Here is a 20,812-nt window from a genome sequence, read left to right on the forward strand (position 1 = left end):
AAGCGCACCACGCCCCATGTGTTCATCAATACATGGGGTTTTTGTTGGGTGCTGGGGCAGGCAGGTTTTGGTAAAGCCACAGGAGAAAATAATGCTACACGACAATTTGACAAATCGCCTGAGCGCTGACAACAATCTACCGCTACTGATTACCACAGGCGAGCCTGCAGGCATCGGCATGGATATCGTGCTGATGCTGGCAAGCGCAGGCAAATTGGCGCAGTTTGGCCGCCCCGTGGTCGTGTTGGCCGCTATCAACGCCTTGCAAACGCGCTATGATTTATTATTAAAACAAAATAGCCTAAGTAACGATATACAATTTAATGCACTCTCACTGAGCCAAACCACTGAGGGCAACGTCATGTTGCCGCCGCTGACCAACCAGCCCAATACGCTTGACATCATTGACCTACCAACAGCCGAATCTGTGCAAGCAGGCGTGTTAAATCCTGCCAACGCCGCTATGGTAATAGCGCAGCTTGATGTGGCGCATACGCTGGCAAGCACGGGGCAGGTGGCGGCGATTGTCACCGCACCGCTGCACAAATCCGTTATCATGCAGCAGCTGCCTGATTTTATGGGGCATACCGAATACTTTATGCAGCGAGCAGGACGCAGCAAGGTGGTAATGATGCTGGCCAATGCAGCCATGAAAGTTGCGCTAGTGACCACCCATTTGCCGCTGCGTGCGGTTGCCGATGCCATCACACCCAGCGCGGTGCGCGAAACCGTGGCGATTGTGCTGGCGGATTGTCAAACCAAGTTTGGGCTCAAACAGCCGCGGATTTTGGTCTGTGGGCTCAATCCCCACGCAGGCGAAGACGGGCATTTAGGACGTGAGGAAATCGACATCATCAATCCTGTGTTGGCAGAATTTCGCGCCGCAGGTGTTGATATCAGCCTTGCCATGCCTGCCGATACGTTATTTACGCGCACACATTTAGCCAACTGTGATGTGGTGATTGCCATGTACCACGACCAAGGCTTAGCACCGCTTAAATCACACGGCTTTGGTGAAACGGTCAATATCACGCTTGGCTTGCCGTATATTCGCACCTCGGTAGACCATGGCACGGCGTTGGATTTGGCAGGCACAGGGCAGGCAAGTGCCAGCAGCCTATGCCACGCGCTGCAATACGCACAGACGATGGCAGATGCCCAAAATGTGATTCATGCCAACGCTTAAACTTGCACCAACGCTAGGCTTGCCACCCATCCAATAACGCGCTGACTTGCACGCGGTTATCTGTCATGGGCTTAAGCGCGTGACGCTCGGCGTAAGCTAATGATAATGGCTTATAAAGACGCGGTTCACGGATGGGTTTCGGTACGGCTGACCACGTCCAAGCATTCTTGATACAGCGTAAAAAACTCTTCTTTGGTGCGATAAACTTGCCCAGCACCCTCACGGTTGTCGTTGTGTTGGATGTGTTGAAACAAAAATTCTGCCATCTTTAGGGCAACAAATGCTTTGCTATTTTCGACCATGTTACAGCTCCTTTTATGCTGATGTTGCGTGTTGATTTAGCGCACAAATTGCGCAGGGTTGATCGGCGTACCGCGGTAGCGAATCTGAAACTCCAACGCCGATTGATTGACGCTTGGCGCGTAGCCGACATTGGCAATCGTTTGTCCTGCTTGCACGGTTTGTTTTTCTTGTACCAAAATATTGCCCAAATGTGCATAAGCGCTGATGTAGTCATTGCTGTGCTGAATCAGCACCAACCGCCCGTACTCTGGCAAATCGCTGCCGACATACAACACCGTGCCTGCTTGTGCGGCGCGTACTGCTGTACCTGCAGGGGCAGCAAACCACATACCAAGGCTGTTGGCGGATTTATCAAACCCACGAATGATGTTGCCCGTGACGGGGCGTAGCCACGTTTGCGCCGTCCAATTTGGCGTATTGTTTGGCATGCTGGTAGGCATAGTATTGGGCATTGGGCGCGGTGTGCCTGCCACAATCGGTGCGGTGGTGCGAGGGGTATTATACACAGGACGCGGTGTGGCAGTACTAACGCTACGCTGATTGGTCAAGCGCAAACGCTGTCCAGGATAGATGGTATAATTGCTGTCTAAGCCGTTGAGTGCACCAATTTGACGATAATCAAGCCCGTAACGGCTGGCAATCGCGCTGACCGTATCGCCGCGCCGCACCACATACACAGGAGGTACATTGCTAACCAAAATCGTGCGCGTGTGCGAGGCGTTTGGCGCAGGTTGGCGCGGTGCTGAACACGCCGCCAAACCGATACTTGCCGCCAGTACGGCAGACCATGCCAAAAGCTGTGATGACTGGGGTGAATAGATACAATCGCCAACAAACGCGCGCATAACAACATAACCTCTTATTTTTACTAGCAATTATTTTTTTAACCCAACAAGGCAGCAAGTTTTTTCAGCAAACATTAGCACACCTAACGCCACCATCAAAACAGCCGCGCTCCGCCTGTGATGCCGTAAATTTGCCCCGTGACATAGCTGGCCTCATCTGACGCCAAAAACACGTAAACGCCTGCCAATTCAACAGGCTGACCTGCGCGCTGAAGGGTGCTCTCTTGCCCAAAATCAACCACGGCTTCAGGGTCACGACCACAGGCGACTTGTAATGGTGTCCAAATCGGGCCAGGGGCTACAGCATTGACCCGAATGCCGCGCTCAGCAAACTGCGCTGCCAGCCCTTTGGTTAGGTTTGCCAATGCGGCTTTGGTGGCAGCGTATTGCAGCAAATTGGTCGTCGGCTCAAAGCCTTGAATCGAGCTGGTGGTGATAATGCTAGCACCTGCTGGCAAATAGTCCAACGCGGTTTGGATAGAAAAAATCTGTGAAAACACATTGATATCAAACGTTTTGCGCAGCTCATCGGCCGTCAAATCCTCCAAACGCTCGACCACTATTTGCCGCCCTGCGTTTAATACCAAAATATCAAGTCCGCCAAAAGCTTCAGCCGTATCTTTGACGATTTGGCGGCTGGCGTGCTCATCTTGCAAATCAGCAGGCAGTAGCAAGGCGCGCTGTCCTGCCGCCTCAATCAAGGATTTGACTTGTTCAGCGTCGCTTTGCTCCTCGGGCAAAAAACTAATCGCCACGTCTGCGCCTTCACGGGCAAACGCAATCGCCACCGCACGCCCAATACCCGAGTCACCACCCGTTATCAACGCCTTGCGCCCCTGCAAGCGCCCGTGACCGCGGTAACTGTCCTCGCCACAATCAGGGATATATTTCATCTGTTGTTGTACGCCGGGGTTAGGCTGTTTTTCGGGCGGAAAATCACCATCATGATACGCGGTGAGTGGATTGGTTGGCGTTTGTTTATCGGTTGCTTGTTGGTTCATATTTATACCTGATTGATTATGTTAATTTTAAAAATTTAAAACAATATCTTTTTAAGTTAAATAAATTAAAAAGTATCTGGCTATCAGACCTTCGGCATTGTGCCATAATACGCCCCCGTACTTGGGCGCGTAAGCGTCTTATTTTGGTAAGCGTATGTTAAAGCGGCAGTAAAAAAACGGCACAAATCAAAAAAGTGACCAATAAAAAAGGCAGACAAAACGCCTGCCTTTTGCACAGTTAGCCCAAACGTTATTTGGCAGAATGGCCTTTGAGCTCAACTTTATGTTTTTCATGCTCGCCTAAGCCTTGGTAGTAGGCACGCAGAATCTCTAGCACCTCTGGACGGCTGAAGTTTTCAGGCACATAGTCATCTTCTGATAATGCCTTGCGCAATTTAGTACCCGACACTTTAACGTGAGAATGCTCATCGTGTGGGCAAGTTTTGGTCGAAGCCATCGCCTCACACTCATCACACCAGAACGTCCAGTCAATTTTTAGCGGTTGGGTGACAAGATCATTGGGCTGCAGCGTATCAAAAATGTGTTGTGCGTCAAATGCACCATAATAATCGCCAACGCCTGCATGGTCGCGCCCAACAATCAGATGGCTACAACCATAATTTTGGCGAAATAGCGCGTGCAACAACGCCTCACGTGGCCCTGCATAACGCATATCAAGCGGATAACCTGCTTGAATAACGGTGTCTTTGCGGAAGTAATTGTCAATCAAAGTTGCAATCGCTTGTTGGCGCACTTCAGCAGGGATATCACCGGGTTTAAGCGCGCCCAAAAGTGAGTGGATCAACACACCGTCACAAATTTCGATGGCGATTTTGGCAAGGTATTCATGCGAGCGGTGCATGGGGTTGCGGGTTTGGAACGCGGCAACAGTTTTCCAGCCTTTTTGTTTAAAAATTTCACGGGTTTGCGTAGGCGTAAGATAAATATCGCCGTATTTTTCGGGGAAATCGCCTTCGCTTAGCACCACAACATCGCCTGCCAAGTTTACGTCGCCTTGCGCCATCACCAAAGCCACCCCAGGGTGGGCGGTGTCGGTTGTGCCAAATACGGTTTGGCATTCATGTGCTTTGTCGATGGTGTATTTTTCTGTTAGCGTCAAAATACCCATCACAGTGTCATTGTGCACCAACGCTACCTCATCGCCGATGGTCAGATGATCAGCGGTTGCCTGGTCGGTTGATAGGGTAATTGGAATTGGCCAAAATACGCCAGCGTTATCGCCTGTTGCTAGGTGCATGTTATCGCACACCGATTGCCAATCGGCTTGGTTCATAAAACCATCAAGTGGGGTAAAGCCGCCAATGCCCAGCATAATCAAGTCACCTGCTTCGCGTGAGGTGATGTTGATTTTGGGTAGGTTTTCGGCTTTTTGTTGGGCGGCGACAAGCGCGTCACCTGTCAAAAGTTTGGGTTTAAGCACAGGGCTACCGTGTGGCGGGACTAAGCCATCGGCAGGTTGGTTGGTGGCACTGGCAGGCATTGCGTTGGCGGCGTTGTGGTTGTGGGCGGTGGCAGGTGAGGGGGCTACTGCGGTCATCGTTGTTCCTGTTGGTTGTTGTGAAATAAACAAAATTAACGTTTAATCATAGGCGATTTGGGCGCGGTGATAAAATGGTTTTTTTTGATACAGTTATCACGGTTTGGAATTTAGCCATAACTTTATCACCGATTAGAATTTACCAAATTGTCCCTAAACTTTTAAGATAGCCGTTTGATTTGCCTTACCCGATTACGCCCAAAGCAATCAACGGGCTAAAAACCAAAACCGCTTGCCGCTATTGTTGGCGGTGATTTTGGTATACAATAGTCGGTTACAGACGTATCAACCACACTTATCCGCTAGCCAATAACCAGACAAGCGCTTAGCCAACGAGGTGATTATGTACCAATACAATGCCATCGACCAGCAGTTGGTCAATGACCGCGTGGCGCAGTTTCGCGACCAAACCCGCCGCTACCTAGCAGGGGAGCTGACCGAAGAAGAATTTTTGCCGTTGCGTTTGATGAATGGGCTATACATTCAGCGTTACGCACCGATGCTGCGCATTGCCATCCCCTACGGCTTGATGGCAAGCTATCAGCTGCGCAAGCTTGCCGACATCACCGAGCGGTTTGATAAGGGCTATGGGCATTTTACCACGCGCACCAACATTCAGCTCAACTGGGTCAAAGTCGAGGAAGTGCCTGATATCCTAGCCGAGCTTGCCAGCGTGCAAATGCACGCCATCCAAACTTCGGGCAACTGTATCCGCAATACCACCACCGATCCGTATGCAGGCGTGAACGCTGAGGAAGTCGCTGATCCGCGCCCGTATTGCGAGATTATTCGCCAGTGGTCTACCTTTCATCCTGAATTTACCTATTTGCCGCGCAAGTTTAAAATCGCGGTGATCGGCAGCAAAGAAGACCGCGCTGCAACCATGCTGCACGATATTGGCTTACATATCGTGAAAAATGATGCAGGCGAGTTGGGGTTTGAAGTCATCGTTGGCGGCGGGCTTGGGCGTACGCCTGTCATTGGTAAGGTGATCCGCGAATTTTTGCCCGAAAAAGACTTGCTATCGTATTTAGATTCGGTGTTACGCGTGTACAACCAGTACGGACGGCGCGATAACAAATACAAAGCGCGGATTAAAATTTTGGTTGAAAGCATGGGCAAAGATGCGTTTGCTGAGTTGGTTGAGCAAGACTGGCAAGTCTACAATCAAGACGGTGCATTGACTTTAACGCCCGAGCAAATTGAGTATGCTAAATCATTTTTTAGCTGTCCTGACTACCAAGATTTTGGTACAGATTTGCCTGCCATTGAGCAAGCCTTGCAAGACCAACTGGCCGCTGACAGCGACTTTGCTGCATGGTATCAGCATAACACCCACGCGCACAAGCTGGCAGGATACCGCATTGTCACGCTATCGCTTAAGCCGTATTTACAAATTGCCGGTGATGTCACCTCAACCCAAATGCGCGTGATTGCCGATTTGGCGGATCGTTACAATTTTGGCGAGATTCGCAGCACCCACCACCAAAACTTGGTATTTAGTGACATCGCGTTGGGTGATTTGTATGAACTGTGGCAAGCACTGGCTGAGTACAATTTGGCACGTCCCAATATCGGCACACTCACTGATATCATCGCGTGTCCTGGTTTTGACTACTGCGCGCTTGCCAATGCCAGCACGCTCAATATCGTAGACCAAATCAACGCACACTTTGAAGAAGTCGATTATGTGCATGATTTGGGTGATTTGCGCTTGAATATCTCAGGCTGTATGAATGCCTGTGCCCACCACCATGTGGGCGATATTGGGATTTTGGGCGTGGATAAAAAAGGCGAATATTGGTACCAAATTTCGCTAGGCGGCTCATCCAAACAGGATGCCAAACTTGGGCAAATTCTTGGGCGTTCGGTAGCGATGGACGCGGTGGCAAGCACGTTGGATGATATTTTGCAAGTATATCTAGCCGAGCGTCAGTCCGAAGAACTGTTTGCCGACACCGTGGCGCGGATTGGACTTGAGCCGTTTCAAGCGCGTGTGTATCGCGACAACGCGACCAGTGAAGCCTAACCCAGTACAGCTAACTTATTGAATAAAAAAGGATTGCGCCTGTATGCCGCTTATTGACCGCACGCATATCATCGAATCTGACGCATTTTACCCTGCCGATAGCAGCGCACGGCAATTTATTGACTTGACCGACGCGGTGCAGGGCGTTGTCTTGCAGCCCGATGCCCGTGAAATCGTCTATAGTCTGATGCCGCTTGCCTTGCTGACCGAAGATGCCAGCGCGGATGACAACAAAACCGCCAAAGCCAAACAAGCTGCGCGTAAGCAGCAATTTGCCGCGCGTTTGCCAACATTGGCTGATGATATCGCGTATTTGGCAGCGAATACAATCGATGGGCAACGTGTTACGCTGCTGTTGTCGGGTGATACTGACTACCAAGCCGTGGCACACGCCTTGCCGCAGATTTTGCCGCACATAGACGCGGTGATAATCTACTTTGCAGGTTTTCGCGATGGACGCGGCTATAGCCTAGCCCAAAGCATGCGTATGCATCCCGATTTTGGCGACACCACCTTGCGCGCGCTCGGCGATATCTTGCCCGATACGCTTGAGCTACTGATGCAAGTTGGTTTTAGCCAGTTTATCATTGATGAGCAAGCGTTTAATGACGCATGGTTTGCGTATTTTGACAGTATCCGCCACCCGTATGATGGACGCAGCGCGCAAGAATTACCGATGTTTAGCCGCGCACAGGCAAAATAAACGCACGCGTGGCTCAAATTACGCGTGGCTCAGATAAAGCAATAAAACAAATCGAATTTTGGCATAAGCATATTGGTAATTAGCATTTTTTTGGCATAAAAAACCTATTTACACTAACGAGCTGATTTTAACCGTATTGCATTAACTTGGACTAAACGATGAGCAATAAACTAAATATTGACCTTGACGCGGCAAACGCCGAGCTGAAAGACAAATCTGCTGAAGAAATCGTGGCATGGGCATTGCAGCATGCCAACAATCCGATCATCACAACCAATTTTCGCCCGTATGAATCGGTGATTTTACACATGGTTGCCAAGCAGCGTCCTGACATCACTGTGTTGTTTGTCGATTCAGGTTACAACACGGAAGCGACTTATCGCCATGCGATGGATTTGATTAAGCGTTTGAACCTCAACGTGGTGACGTATTTGCCACAACAAACGGCAGCGTGGCGCGATGTGCATTTTAATGGTATTCCAAGCGTCAATAACCCTGCGCACGCGGAATTTACCCAGCAGGTTAAACTTGAGCCATTTGGGCGCGCGCTCAAAGAAATCAACCCAGATTTGTGGATTAACGCGATCCGCCGTGACCAAACTGAATTCCGCCAATCGCTAGACGTGGTGACTGAGAGCAAAGACGGTATTGTGAAAGTTGCTCCGTTGTTCAACTGGACAGAAGACGATTTGGAAAACTACCTAAAAGCCAATGACTTGCCTAATGAGCACGATTACTTTGACCCAACCAAAGTCGAAGAAAACCGCGAGTGCGGCTTGCACACGCAACTGTAAGCACAAGACGATTTTTGTCACATCTTTGGCAAATGCGTTAGATCACCCATGCTTTATACAAAAAGCAGGCAAGCAAAAAAGCTGGACAGTTTGGTTCAGCTTTTTTGTCTTTCGCTTTTCAATGCTGCTGCAGATCAACCAACGCCTTTGTAACCCATCGGCGCAAATAGGTACAAGGGGCAAATATGAATACCTTACCGCTATTTTTTAAGCTAGAACACCAAGCCGTGTTGATTGTTGGCGGCGGAGAGGTTGCGCTGCGTAAGGCGACGCTGCTTGCACGGGCAGGGGCGCATATTACCTTTATCGCCAAGCGTTACCAAACCAGTCTACAAGCCGCGTTTGGTGACCAACCGCAACACACCTTGCACACGGGCACGTATGACAGTGCGTTACTTACGGGCAAAACCTTGGTGATTGCTTGCACCGATGACACGGCACTCAATGAGCAGATTTATCGCGATTGCCAAGCGCGGCATATCCCTGTTAATGTTGTTGATAATCCGCCACTGTGTACGTTTATTTTTCCTGCTATCATTGACCGTGATCCAATTACGGTGGCAGTATCAAGCGCGGGCAAAGCCCCTGTATTGGCGCGGCTGCTACGCGCCAAAATTGAAACCGTGATTCCACCGCAATACGGTGCGTTGGCAGGTTTGGCAGGTAAATTTCGTGATCATGTCAAAGCGGCGTTGCCAAACATCACTGCGCGACGTAAATTTTGGGAGCAGGTATTTGAAGGCACGATTGCCGAACACGTGTTTGCCAATGACGTGCCTGCGGCTGAACGTGATTTGCAGGATTTGCTGGCGACCCACCGTGAGCAATTGACCAGTGAGGCGGCGCAAAATAGCGCGTTGGGCAAGGTGTACATCGTGGGCGCAGGCGCAGGCGATCCCGATTTGCTGACCTTTAAAGCCTTACGCTTGATGCAGCAAGCGGATATTGTGTTTTATGATAATTTGGTATCTGCGCCGATTTTGGATTTATGCCGCCGTGACGCGACCAAAATTTATGTCGGCAAAAAAGCCAGCAACCACGCCGTTAGCCAAGACCAAATCAACGAATTGTTGATCAAACACGCCAAGCAAGGCAAGCGCGTGCTACGCCTCAAAGGTGGCGACCCGTTTGTGTTCGGGCGTGGCGGTGAGGAAGCCGAACGCTTAGCGGCAGCAGGTGTGGCGTATGAGATTGTACCAGGGATTACATCGGCGACGGCGGCGGCAAGCTATGCAGGCATTCCTTTGACCCATCGCGATTATGCCCAGTCGGTGAAGTTTGTCACCGCGTGTATCAAAACCCATACCATCAATGATCAGTTTGGTGAACTGCTCGACGACAGCCAAACGTTGGTGTTTTATATGGGTTTAAACCAGTTGGCAGCGATTGCTGATGGCTTGGTGGGGGCAGGACGCGCACCCGATACACCGATTGCGATCGTCTCGAATGCAAGCTTACCCAATCAGCGCGTACTCACAGGTACGCTTGCCGATATCGTCGCCAAACAAGCCGAGGCGAACTTACCAACGCCTGCACTGCTGATCATCGGCAATGTGGTGAAGCTGCATGACACGCTGGCGTGGTTTGGACCAAAAGATGCCAACGACGATGACCCTTCATCCTAACCACCAAGACATTGCTAAGCATACAGTGTTGCTGCACGGCTTGGCGCGGACGGCTTATTCCATGCGCACATTGGCGCAAAGTCTACAGGCAAATGCAGACATGGTGTGTCACAATTTGGCGTATCCGTCACGGCGCCATGACATCGCCACGTTGGCGCGGCAATTTGTTTTGCCACAAATCAACGCTTTGCCATCGGTGGATTATTATGTGACCCATTCCATGGGCGGCATTGTCCTGCGCTATTTGCTGCAACACGATTTAATTGCACCACCGCAAGCGATTGTCATGCTAGCACCACCCAATGCAGGTAGTGAAATTGTTGATAAGCTGGGTCATTGGCGAGCGTTTGGTTGGCTCAATGGCGCGGCAGGGCGCGAACTTGGTACAGGTGCGGATAGTATGCCCAACCGCCTCAACGCCATGGCGTATGCGCTGCCTTGCCCTGTTGGGGTGATTATCGGCAATCGATCACGCGACCCATTGCGCTACTTGCTACCCAGCGCCAATGACGGCAAGGTGACGTTGGCAAGTAGCCGTTTGGCGGGTGCGGATTTTTTGGTGTTGCCTGTTGGACATACCTTTATGATGACCAATCAAGCGTTACAAAGGCAAGTGAGGCATTTTTTGCAATACGGGGGTTTTAGGGTTAATTAAAAAACGCCCATGGATCAAACCATAGGCGTTTTTATATTTAGCGCAATTTAACTGTCTAGTTTAGCCAACCATGCATCGATCGCTGCCGCTTGGTCTGCTGCGTTGCCTGTATAAGTGGCAGGGGTCATTTCACGCAAGCGCGCCTTATCCGCGTCTGCCACGGCCGCCAACGCTTCGCTATCGACAAACGTCAGCATCATCTCACGTGTCATGGCATTACCGCGTGTCAAGGCTTTGAGCTGCTCATACGGATTTGCCACACGGTAACGGCGCATCACCGTTTGAATCGGCTCAGCAAGCACCTCTTGTGCTGCGTCCAAATCTGCCGCCAAACGTTCAGGATTGACTTGCAACTTGCCAATGCCTTTTAGGCAAGCGTCATAGGCAATCAAGCTTTGTGCCAGTCCCACCCCGATATTGCGTAAAACAGTCGAATCCGATAAATCACGCTGCATACGTGAAATCGGCAATTTTTCGCCCAAATGTGCCAGCATGGCATTGGCAACGCCCAAATTGCCCTCAGAGTTTTCAAAATCAATCGGATTGACTTTGTGCGGCATGGTTGATGAGCCCACTTCGCCTTCTTTAAGTTTTTGTTTAAAATAACCCAAAGAAATATATTGCCAAACATCGCGGTTAAAATCAATCAATACGGTATTAAAACGACGCAACGCGTCAAATAGCTCAGCGATGTAGTCATGCGGTTCAATTTGCGTGGTATAGGGATTAAACGTTAGCCCCAAATCCTGCTCGATAAAATCCTGCGCGTGCTGCTGCCAATCCACGTCAGGGTATGCTGACAAATGCGCGTTGTAGTTGCCGACCGCGCCATTGGCTTTACCCAGCAGTTCCACAGCACGAAATTGCTTGAGCTGACGCGCCAGCCGATAGGCGACGTTTGCCATTTCTTTGCCCAAGGTGGTTGGGCTTGCGGTTTGCCCGTGTGTACGCGATAGCATCGGCTGGGTAGCATGGGTTTTGGCAAGTTGGGCGATGTCATCAATCAACCGCTGCATAGTGCGCGTAAGCTCGGCGCGGCTGTCTTTGAGCATCAACGCATACGATAGGTTGTTGATGTCCTCTGAGGTGCAGGCAAAGTGAATAAATTCTAAACTATCTGCTAATTTATCGGCAAGCGCAGGTTGGTTTTTAAAGGTATTTTTGATGAAATACTCAACCGCTTTGACATCATGATTGGTGGTTTTTTCGATATTTTTAATCGCCTGTGCATCGGCTTCGCTAAAATGATCGACAATCGCGTTGAGCGCAGCTTGCGTGTCGGCATCAAACGCAGGCAATTCGGCGATATCAGGATGGCGTGCCAGGGCTTGTAACCAACGAATCTCAACCGTGACGCGGGCTTTAATCAAGCCAAATTCGGACAGATACGGGCGCAGGCTATCGACTTTGGCGGCATAGCGACCATCAATTGGTGACAAGGCGGTCAAGGTATTCATAGGCTTTTTCCAAATTAAGATAGACAAAACGTAACAAAAAAAGATTTAAGGTGCCATTATACACAATTGCACAGGCTTACGGAATTTACTGCTTTTTTAAAAAATTGTTTGGGTGGTCAAAGGCGGCTACCATCGTGCATACTAACTGATAAAAGCTCAAGCTAACTGATAAAAGCTCAAGCGTGCGCAAACAATACCAGCGCGGAGGTATCATGGACATATGCATATGGTGTGTAGGCTACGCGCTGTGCAGCGCGCTAAACTATTGGCTGCTAGCACGCGGCGGCGCAAAGGTTGTTGAGGGTTGGCTGTCGATGTTTGTTGTCGGTTGGCTGGCTTGGGATTGGAATAGCGAGCAAATTCGTTTGTATACTGTAATTATATGGCTGGTTGAAACAGTGGTATTTATGCTTGGAGTATTCAATACGCCGCTGCGCTTAGCATGGCTTGGTTTACCCGCGGCCTAATGGTCACTTAGTTCAATCATGGTTGAGTTAAATTTGCCAAAATCTTACCCAAAACGTCATTTACCCTTAGCATCTGCCCAGATGATTTTGTGTAATTGTAGCTGAAAACGCACGGGTAGGGCATCTGCCAAAATCCACTCCGCCAATTCGGTGGCAAGACTTGGCACTTCAGGCGAGCAATCAGCATACACATTAAACATTGGTGAAAACCATACCGTACCGACTTTATCGGCCAGATCATATCTTGCTAGCACCTGTTTTGCCCAGTCATAATCCGTGCGATTCATGATGACAAACTTCAGTTGGTCATGGGTAGTCAAGCAAGCAAGGTTAGCCCACAGGTTTTTATCCACTTCACCCGATGACGGTGTTTTGATATCCATGACCTTTGACACAGCAGGTGGCACACCGCAAACATCCAATGCACCCGAGGTTTCTAACGAAATTTCATAACCTAAACCCAGTAACTGACGCATAAGCGCGATGGCATTGGGCTGCGCCAATGGTTCACCGCCCGTCACGCACACGCGCTGACACGCATAACGCGCCACATCTGCGATGATGTCCTCTAGGCTCATGCGCTCACCGCCAAAAAACGCGTACTCGGTATCGCAATACACACAGCGCAGTGGGCAGCCTGTTAGGCGAATAAACACTGTCGGCAAACCTGCCGTCAATGCCTCACCTTGTAGTGAATAAAAAATCTCGCTCACGCGCAAACCTGCTGCAGGGTCAGTGGTCGGAATGGTGGTGTTGCGTAGGGGAGTATTTAATAAAATATCGGACGCGTTTGATATAGACATATGTTGGATATAAAAAAGTATATTAACCGCACCATTTTAACAAATTTAACAACGTTAAGCAGGTATTTGGGCGTTTAAATCTCTTACCGATCGGCTAAGATGTCAAATATCATAAAAAAAAGCAGCTTGGCGTGCCAAACTGCTGGTTGTGCTTAATGGGGTAGTTGGTCTATCAATCCATTCTGAGCAACTCATTGATACCAACCTTGCTGCGCGTTTGGGCATCAACTTGCTTGACGATCACCGCGCAGTACAAGCTATGGCTACCATCTTGACTTGGCAAGCTGCCTGCTACCACCACCGAACCTGCTGGCACGCGCCCGTAAGTCACCTCACCTGTCATGCGGTTATAAATCTTGGTCGATTGCCCGATATACACACCCATTGAGATGACCGAGCCTTCCTCAACAATCACGCCTTCAACAATTTCTGAACGCGCACCAATAAAGCAATTGTCCTCAATAATCGTGGGGTTGGCTTGCAAAGGCTCAAGCACGCCGCCAATGCCGACACCGCCCGACAAATGCACGTTTTTGCCGATTTGCGCACAGCTACCCACCGTTGCCCATGTGTCCACCATCGTACCGCTATCGACGTACGCACCAACATTGACATACGATGGCATCAGCACCACGCCCTTGCCGATAAACGCGCCACGACGTGCCACCGCAGGCGGTACTACGCGCACACCTGCTTGGGCAAACTGCGCATCGCCCCAGTCTTCAAACTTGGTATCAACCTTGTCAAAAAACTGTAAATCGCGTCCGCCTTGCATGATGCGGTTGTCATTCATCCGAAACGACAGCAATACGGCTTTTTTGACCCACTGATTAACGATCCACTCATCGCCTTGTTTTTCAGCCACGCGTAGGCTGCCATCATCAAGCTTGGCAAGCACGTCATTCACCCCTGCGCGCAGCTCGTCACTAAAGGTTTTTGGGCTTAAATCGGCGCGGTTGTCAAACGCGGTTTCAATCAGTTGTTGTAGGTTGGTTGTATCACGCATAAAAGGTTCCTTTCGCCATGTTGGTGAGTCAAATTAAACATCAAATGTATGCAAAATAATGATAACTTTATTCTTAAAATTTGACGAGTACAGGCTTTATATTGTCGCTAATTTAGCCTAAATTAGCAAATACAAAAAGCAAAGGCACCCAGCGTTTTTTCTTGTTAGAATAAAACATCGGTTCTGCTATGATATGCTAAGACTGCTTGCTAAAGTATGGTTAAAATAGCATTTTTAAAATTTTTATCAACATAAAACTAGGACAGATCACATGACGATTCAACAACCCGACCCACAATTCGCCCAAGCGGCGGCTGATCACCACCTTACTGATGACACGCGCACAACCAGTAGCGCGGCGGTGTATGCCAACAATGCCGACGCGATTGGCAACACGCCACTGGTACGCCTCAACCGTATCATGCCGCAAGGTGTGACAGTTTTGGCAAAAATTGAAAGCCGTAACCCAGCGTTTTCGGTCAAATGCCGTATTGGTGCAGGCATGATTGAGGATGCCGAAAAATCGGGCAAACTCAAAGCTGGTATGCACATCATCGAGCCAACCAGCGGCAACACAGGCATCGCATTGGCGTTTGTGGCGGCGGCAAAAGGCTATCCGATTACATTGACCATGCCATCATCAATGAGCATGGAGCGGCGCAAGGTACTAGCGGCATTGGGCGCAAACTTGGTGCTCACCGACCCAGCGGCAGGTATGCGCGGTGCCGTCGAAAAAGCCCAACAAATCCATGACAGCGCGCCTGATAGCTACTTTTTGCCACAGCAGTTTGATAACCCTGCCAACCCTGCAACCCACGTGCGCACTACCGCACCTGAGATTGACCGCGCAACGGGCGGACACATCGATGCGTTGGTTGCAGGCGTGGGCACAGGCGGTACGCTAACGGGCATTGCGACGTATTTTAAACAGCACAAACACCAACCGCTTTACACGGTTGCGGTTGAGCCTGCCGAGTCGCCCATTATCAGCCAAACCTTAAAAGGCGAACCTATCACCCCAGGTCCGCACAAAATTCAAGGTATCGGCGCAAACTTTATTCCCAAAAACTTGGCACTTGATTTGATTGATGAGGTCATCCCCGTGGATAGCGACAGCGCGGTACAATGGGCGCGCCGTGCGATGACTGAGGAGGGCATTTTGTGCGGTATTTCTTGCGGTGCTGCGCTCAAAGCTGCCAACGAGCTTGCCAGTCGCCCCGACATGCAAGGCAAAACCATTGTGGTGATTTTGCCTGACAGCGGCGAGCGTTATTTGTCATCGGTACTGTTTGATGGCGTATTTAGCGGCGAAAACTTCAGCTAAACCAAATGAGTTTAGCCAAATATTAACGGTTTAATACAACTGACTACTGGGCTTATGCAAGTTATCATAAGCCCATTAATATTTTTATCTTAAAAATAAGTTTAAATGATGATGTCATTTATCAATTACGAGCTGATGCACCAGTTTGATACCAAAACCTTTCGCCAGCAACAGCCATTTCCGCATACCTTGTTTAAAGATCTGCTACGCCCTGAAGCGTTTGATTTGCTGTATCGTGAGTTTCCAAGCCTAGATTTGTTTGAACGGCATGTCAATGTGGCCAGAAATGCGACGGGGCAACGCCCACATAATCGCTATTATTTGGCGTTGCAGCAGTCGATTTATCATGATAAGCAGGCAGGCAGCCGCGGCGTGGCGACGCTTGCCCAACTGCCTGCAAGCTGGCAAGCGTTTGTCACCGAGCTACAAACCAGCACGGCGTATCACGATTTTTTGGCACGCATGCTGGGCATTGAGGATTTTGATGCGCGTTACGCATGGCATGTTGGCGAAAACAGCTCTGAGGTGTCGCCGCATTGCGATAGCCTTGAAAAACTTGCCACGCATATTTTTTATTTTAATACGTCAGCGGACTGGGATTTATCATGGGGCGGTTCGATTATCGTGCTAGATGGTAAGCAAGTACCACAAGATAATCCTGAAATCAGTGACTTTCGCCATGCCGAAGCGTTTGATATCCGTGATAATCGCAGTTTTTTGTTTCAAAACACGGCACGCGCGTGGCATGCAGTCGAGGCATTGACCAGCCCAGCAGGGCACTATCGACGGTTGTTTAACGTCATCGTTCAAGTACCCAAGGGCAAAAAGCTGCGCCATTTTGATCCCAGTCATTGGCAAAATCGCTTGCGCCGTGGGCTGATGTTGGGCGGTATTAGTGGGCGGTCAGGTCGTTAGGTGCTGCTTAATCCAGCCTATGATGTCATCATAAACTTGCGCATGGTCGGGGTCAAACAAAATTTCATGGCGCATGCCCATGTACTGCTTGTATTCAACATCGCTAAACGCTTGTTCGCGTAAGCGTTTGACGATACGCGGTAATGCTTTACCCATTTGTCCGACATTATCGTCCTGCCCACTGACCCATAGCATTGGCAAGTCACGGCGCACGCCCTGAGCCCAGTCGGCAGGGGTAGCGCGTGCCATCAATTCCATCAATGCATAAAAGCCATTGTAAGAAAAATGAAACATCATCAACGGGTCATCGATAGCACGTTGAATTTGTTCGTGGTCGGTGTTGAGCCAGTTTAGGTGGTTTTTGTCGCGCTCACGCCAAAACGGCAAGTTGGTCACACGGCGTAGCAAACCATCAAGCACCGCACTATCTTGCTGTGGTGCGATCACATTCAGCGCGCGTGTGATCGGCAAAAAGACCCCTGCCAGCGGATTGGCATCTGATGTACCCATCAAAATCGCGCCTGCCAGCTGTGCGTTGGGTTGTTCTGTCAGACTCGGCAACAACGCACGGGCGACAAACGAGCCCATGCTATGCCCCAAAATAAACTTGGGTAAATCAGCATAATCATACGCCAGCGCGTCATATTGCGCGCGCGTGTAATCCAAAATCCGCTTGGCAGGGTCAGGCAAGCCCATATAGCCCAAGTCGCCCATTTGTGCCGCACGCATGCCGTGTCCCAGTTGGTCAAACGTCTGTACCACCACACCTTGCGCTGCCAAAAACTCAGCAAAATCAGCATAACGCCCTGCGTGCTCGACCATGCCATGTACCAACAGCAGCGCAGCAGTTGGCTTGACATCAGCAGGCGGTAAATAGCGGTTGTAGTGGTATTCATTGAGAATGGGTGAGGGCATGGGTATTCCTTAGCGTCAAGTAAACATACAGGCTAGGTTATGGCTTTATTTTTATACGATTTTCATGGGCAAAACCAAACACAATGCCTTAATTTTAGCGGTTTGGGCGGCAGATGACAAGGCATAAGCCGCCGCATTTTGGGCGTGCAAAACAAATCAATCCGCCAGCTGATACAAGCGTTGGCCCTCATCAAAGCGTTTTGCCACATTCGGCGCGGCAGGCGTCAGCACTGATACAACATAAATTGCCACACTTGCCAACACAAAGCCTGGCACGATTTCATACAACGCGCTGCCCGTTTGTTTCCACAGCACCACCGTCAGCGCACCAACCACCATACCTGCCAACGCGCCTGCGCCACTCATACGCCGCCAAAACAGCGAAAACAGCACCACAGGGCCAAACGCCGCGCCAAAACCTGCCCACGCATACGACACCAAGCCCAGCACACGGCTATCGGGGTCTTGGGCAAGCCAAATTGCCACCAACGCCACCGCCAGCACCATCGCGCGCCCAATCCAGACCAACTCTTTTTGCGACGCATGCGGGCGTACAAAACCTTTATAAAAATCCTCAGTGATTGCACTTGAGCACACCAACAGCTGACAGCTTAATGTACTCATCACCGCTGCCAGCAGTGCCGATAGCACCACACCGACCACCCACGGATTAAACAACAAACGCGTCAAGCCAATAAAAATCTGCTCAGAATTACCGCCCAAAATCGCCACGTTGTCGGAATGTTGGTTAAAATACGCAATACCAAAATAACCAATCAGCACCGCGCTTAGCAAGCATACCACCATCCACGCCATACCGATGCGCCGCGCATTGATTAGTGACTTGACCGTATCTGCCGCCATAAACCGTGCCAAAATATGCGGCTGCCCAAAATACCCCAAACCCCACGCCATTGAGCTGATAATCCCCAAAAGCGTCGTGCCATACAGCAGGCTGCCGTATTGCTTGCCATCTGCCAGCGTTGCCGCACCAATCGCTGCCTGAATCTCTGCCATACCGCCCAAGTTCAAATAAATCATCACAGGCACGAGCAGCAGCGCAAAAAACATCAACGTGGCTTGCAGCGTATCCGTCCAGCTCACCGCCAAAAAGCCACCGATAAACGTATAAGCAATCGTCGCAAACGCGCCCAACCACAACGCCGAGCCATAGCTCATAGCAAACAAACTTTCAAACAAGCGCGCGCCTGCCACAATCCCCGACGCGCAATAAATCGTAAAAAAAAGCAAAATAATCGTCGCCGAGATGATTTTAAGCAAGCGATTGTTGCCACCAAAACGGTGATAAAAATACTCAGGCAGCGTCAGCGCGTTGGCATTGACCTCAGTATGCACGCGCAGCCGCCCTGCCACCAACAGCCAGTTGATATACGCGCCAAGCGTCAGCCCAATCGCAATCCACGCCTCGCTCAGACCCGACACAAACACCGCACCTGGTAGCCCCATCAGCAGCCAGCCCGACATATCCGACGCGCCTGCCGACATCGCCGTGACAAAACTGCCCAAGCTGCGCCCGCCCAAAATATAATCATCGAAATTGCGCGTGGCAAAATATGCTGCAAAACCCAAGCCCAGCACCACAACCAAATACAGCCCAAAGGTAATATAAACGGGATTCATCTGTTTGCCTTGACCCTCTGCTCCAGCGTGTTGCCACCGTTTGCCAACGTCCGTATCAAACCGACAACACAAAAAAAAGCCAATCCGTCAATCGGCTGGCAAAAAATTTCACACGGCTTAAACACCGTGGCTAAAGCGTTCTACTGTAGCATGTTTTTGACACACCGCGCAATGTGGTGAGTTAATGCCAGTCAAAGGCAAGGCAGGCATCACACCTGTATCACCGCCACACCATACAACCAAACAACCATACAAAAAAAGGTGCACACAACGGTACACCTTGATTTGTTCAAAAATTTTTATCACGCTTTTAAAAACTTGGCTGTCTTAGCACGCGGCTTTTTTGGTTGCCAACGCGCCTGCTTTCATATCCGCCTCTGACACAGGATTTTTACCACGAATGGGGCGAGGACATGGCTCGCCGTAGTACTGGCGGTCAGCAAAGTAGCTAGAACGCACCATCGGGCCTGCCCACACATTAAAAAAGCCCAATTTTTTGCCATACGCCATGTAACGGTCAAACTCATCAGGATGCACAAAGCGATCGACAGGCGCGTGGCTTTTACTTGGCGCAAGGTATTGCCCAATCGTGACCAAATCCACGTCATGCGCTTTTAAATCATCAAGCAGCGCGTAAACCTCTTCTTCGGTTTCGCCCAAACCCACCATAAAGCCGCATTTGGTTGGCAAATCGGGGCGACGCGCTTTATATTGCTTGAGCAAATCTAGCGAATGCTGATAATCTGAACCGGGGCGAAATGCCTTATACAACCGTGGCACGGTTTCGATGTTGTGGTTAAACACATCGGGCGCGGTCTCAACCAAGGTGTCAAGCGCAACTTGCATACGCCCACGAAAATCGGGCACTAAAATTTCAATCAAGCAGTTTGGTGACAGCGCGCGCGTACGCTCGATGACCTCGGCAAAATGCCCTGCGCCGCCATCGACCAAATCATCACGATCCACCGACGTAATCACGGCGTATTTTAGTCCCATATCACTGATGGTTTCGGCGGTGTGGCGTGGCTCATCGGTGTCTAGCGGCCGCGGACGACCGTGCGCCACATCACAAAACGGACAACGCCGCGTGCAGATATCACCCATAATCATGAACGTTGCCGTACCATCGCCAAAGCATTCAGGCAAGTTTGGGCAAGCGGCTTCCTCGCACACGGTGTACAGGTTGTTACGGCGTAAGGTGGACTTGATACGCTCGACCTCTGCCGATGATGACAACTTGACACGAATCCAATCGGGTTTTTTGGGGGCAACCTCGGTGGGAATGATTTTAATGGGAATCCGCGCCACTTTGTCATGTCCGCGCAGTTTTTCGCCAACTTCAGGACGTTTGACACCAGCACGCGCAGCAGGGCGTGGCGCAGGGGTAGTGCTGGCGTTGGGGTTGTGGGTTTGGACAACATCGGTCATAGCGATTCCTTGTTCTTATATCGCAGCGATTTACGTCGGCTGTTATGTATCACGCCATTATAGCAAATCGCCGCTTGTTTGGCAGCTTTGCTTGCTGGTCAAAAAGCGGATTGTTGGTTACTTGATTGGCAAAAATCATATGACACCTAAATTTAAC

18 protein-coding genes are annotated in these 20,812 nt (G+C 50.2%); 8 read left to right on the forward strand and 10 right to left on the reverse strand.

Translation table 11 applies throughout. From position 1 onward, the window contains the following. Positions 1–91 precede the first annotated feature (91 nt). Positions 92–1,186 carry a 4-hydroxythreonine-4-phosphate dehydrogenase PdxA gene (pdxA, locus tag AC5L4R_RS01405; RefSeq protein WP_494472023.1) on the forward strand — a complete coding sequence of 365 codons (1,095 nt, stop codon included), beginning with the start codon at positions 92–94 and terminating at the stop codon, positions 1,184–1,186. Positions 1,187–1,311: 125 nt separating this feature from the next. Here the strand turns inward: pdxA and AC5L4R_RS01410 are convergent, their stop codons facing one another. The 4 genes from AC5L4R_RS01410 to sat form a co-directional block, all read right to left on the reverse strand. After that, positions 1,312–1,488 carry a hypothetical protein gene (locus tag AC5L4R_RS01410; RefSeq protein ID WP_494472024.1) on the reverse strand — a complete coding sequence of 59 codons (177 nt, stop codon included), beginning with the start codon at positions 1,486–1,488 and terminating at the stop codon, positions 1,312–1,314. Positions 1,489–1,524: 36 nt separating this feature from the next. Beyond that, on the reverse strand, positions 1,525–2,334 hold the full coding sequence (locus AC5L4R_RS01415) for a peptidoglycan DD-metalloendopeptidase family protein (protein ID WP_494472025.1): 810 nt from the start codon (positions 2,332–2,334) through the stop codon (positions 1,525–1,527). A gap of 95 nt (positions 2,335–2,429) precedes the next feature. Further along, on the reverse strand, positions 2,430–3,335 hold the full coding sequence (locus AC5L4R_RS01420; RefSeq protein WP_067054699.1) for an SDR family oxidoreductase: 906 nt from the start codon (positions 3,333–3,335) through the stop codon (positions 2,430–2,432). Between the two features lie 250 nt (positions 3,336–3,585). Beyond that, on the reverse strand, positions 3,586–4,836 hold the full coding sequence (gene sat, locus AC5L4R_RS01425) for a sulfate adenylyltransferase (RefSeq protein WP_494472198.1): 1,251 nt from the start codon (positions 4,834–4,836) through the stop codon (positions 3,586–3,588). 400 nt (positions 4,837–5,236) lie between these two features. On the opposite strand from sat, the gene AC5L4R_RS01430 reads away from it, so the two are divergent. The 5 genes from AC5L4R_RS01430 (at position 5,237) to AC5L4R_RS01450 (ending at position 10,699) form a co-directional block, all read left to right on the forward strand. Beyond that, positions 5,237–6,922, forward strand: coding sequence for a nitrite/sulfite reductase (locus tag AC5L4R_RS01430; protein ID WP_494472026.1), 1,686 nt, complete (start codon positions 5,237–5,239; stop codon positions 6,920–6,922). Between the two features lie 43 nt (positions 6,923–6,965). Next, on the forward strand, positions 6,966–7,625 hold the full coding sequence (locus AC5L4R_RS01435) for a DUF934 domain-containing protein (RefSeq protein WP_494472027.1): 660 nt from the start codon (positions 6,966–6,968) through the stop codon (positions 7,623–7,625). 158 nt (positions 7,626–7,783) lie between these two features. Further along, complete coding sequence (locus tag AC5L4R_RS01440; RefSeq protein WP_494472028.1) at positions 7,784–8,419, forward strand: phosphoadenosine phosphosulfate reductase domain-containing protein; 636 nt, start codon at positions 7,784–7,786, stop codon at positions 8,417–8,419. A 185-nt stretch (positions 8,420–8,604) separates the two neighbouring features. Further along, a complete protein-coding gene (cysG, locus tag AC5L4R_RS01445; protein ID WP_494472029.1) occupies positions 8,605–10,044 on the forward strand; it encodes a siroheme synthase CysG in 1,440 nt (479 codons plus the stop codon). Further along, entirely contained in the window at positions 10,016–10,699 is a 684-nt protein-coding gene (locus tag AC5L4R_RS01450; RefSeq protein WP_494478022.1) for an alpha/beta hydrolase, read from the forward strand. The genes cysG and AC5L4R_RS01450 overlap by 29 nt, the downstream gene beginning before the upstream one ends. Before the next feature lie 47 nt (positions 10,700–10,746). On the opposite strand, the gene purB is transcribed toward AC5L4R_RS01450, so the two are convergent. The 3 genes from purB to dapD form a co-directional block, all read right to left on the reverse strand. Further along, positions 10,747–12,156: an adenylosuccinate lyase gene (purB, locus tag AC5L4R_RS01455; protein WP_395146778.1), complete on the reverse strand. Its 1,410-nt coding sequence runs from the start codon at positions 12,154–12,156 to the stop codon at positions 10,747–10,749. 523 nt (positions 12,157–12,679) lie between these two features. Beyond that, positions 12,680–13,426 carry a 7-carboxy-7-deazaguanine synthase QueE gene (gene queE / locus AC5L4R_RS01460; protein WP_494472031.1) on the reverse strand — a complete coding sequence of 249 codons (747 nt, stop codon included), beginning with the start codon at positions 13,424–13,426 and terminating at the stop codon, positions 12,680–12,682. Between the two features lie 172 nt (positions 13,427–13,598). Further along, positions 13,599–14,432: a 2,3,4,5-tetrahydropyridine-2,6-dicarboxylate N-succinyltransferase gene (gene dapD / locus AC5L4R_RS01465; RefSeq protein WP_494472032.1), complete on the reverse strand. Its 834-nt coding sequence runs from the start codon at positions 14,430–14,432 to the stop codon at positions 13,599–13,601. A 271-nt stretch (positions 14,433–14,703) separates the two neighbouring features. Between dapD and cysK the strand changes: the two genes are divergently transcribed. Both cysK and AC5L4R_RS01475 read left to right on the forward strand, forming a co-directional pair. After that, positions 14,704–15,756 (forward strand): cysteine synthase A, encoded by a 1,053-nt coding sequence (cysK, locus tag AC5L4R_RS01470; RefSeq protein WP_494472033.1) that lies wholly within the window; start codon positions 14,704–14,706, stop codon positions 15,754–15,756. Positions 15,757–15,861: 105 nt separating this feature from the next. Then, complete coding sequence (locus AC5L4R_RS01475; protein WP_494472034.1) at positions 15,862–16,671, forward strand: 2OG-Fe(II) oxygenase; 810 nt, start codon at positions 15,862–15,864, stop codon at positions 16,669–16,671. Here the strand turns inward: AC5L4R_RS01475 and AC5L4R_RS01480 are convergent. The 3 genes from AC5L4R_RS01480 to lipA form a co-directional block, all read right to left on the reverse strand. Next, on the reverse strand, positions 16,660–17,586 hold the full coding sequence (locus AC5L4R_RS01480; RefSeq protein ID WP_494472035.1) for an alpha/beta fold hydrolase: 927 nt from the start codon (positions 17,584–17,586) through the stop codon (positions 16,660–16,662). The genes AC5L4R_RS01475 and AC5L4R_RS01480 overlap by 12 nt on opposite strands. 156 nt (positions 17,587–17,742) lie before the next feature. Then, the gene (putP, locus tag AC5L4R_RS01485; protein WP_494472036.1) at positions 17,743–19,227 is read right to left on the reverse strand and encodes a sodium/proline symporter PutP; all 1,485 of its coding nucleotides are present in this window, start codon (positions 19,225–19,227) and stop codon (positions 17,743–17,745) included. Between the two features lie 327 nt (positions 19,228–19,554). Then, positions 19,555–20,655, reverse strand: a complete 1,101-nt coding sequence (gene lipA / locus AC5L4R_RS01490; protein WP_494472037.1) for a lipoyl synthase — start codon at positions 20,653–20,655, stop codon at positions 19,555–19,557. Between the last annotated feature and the right edge of the window lie 157 nt (positions 20,656–20,812).

Source organism: Faucicola sp. SE7633 (genome assembly GCF_059264685.1).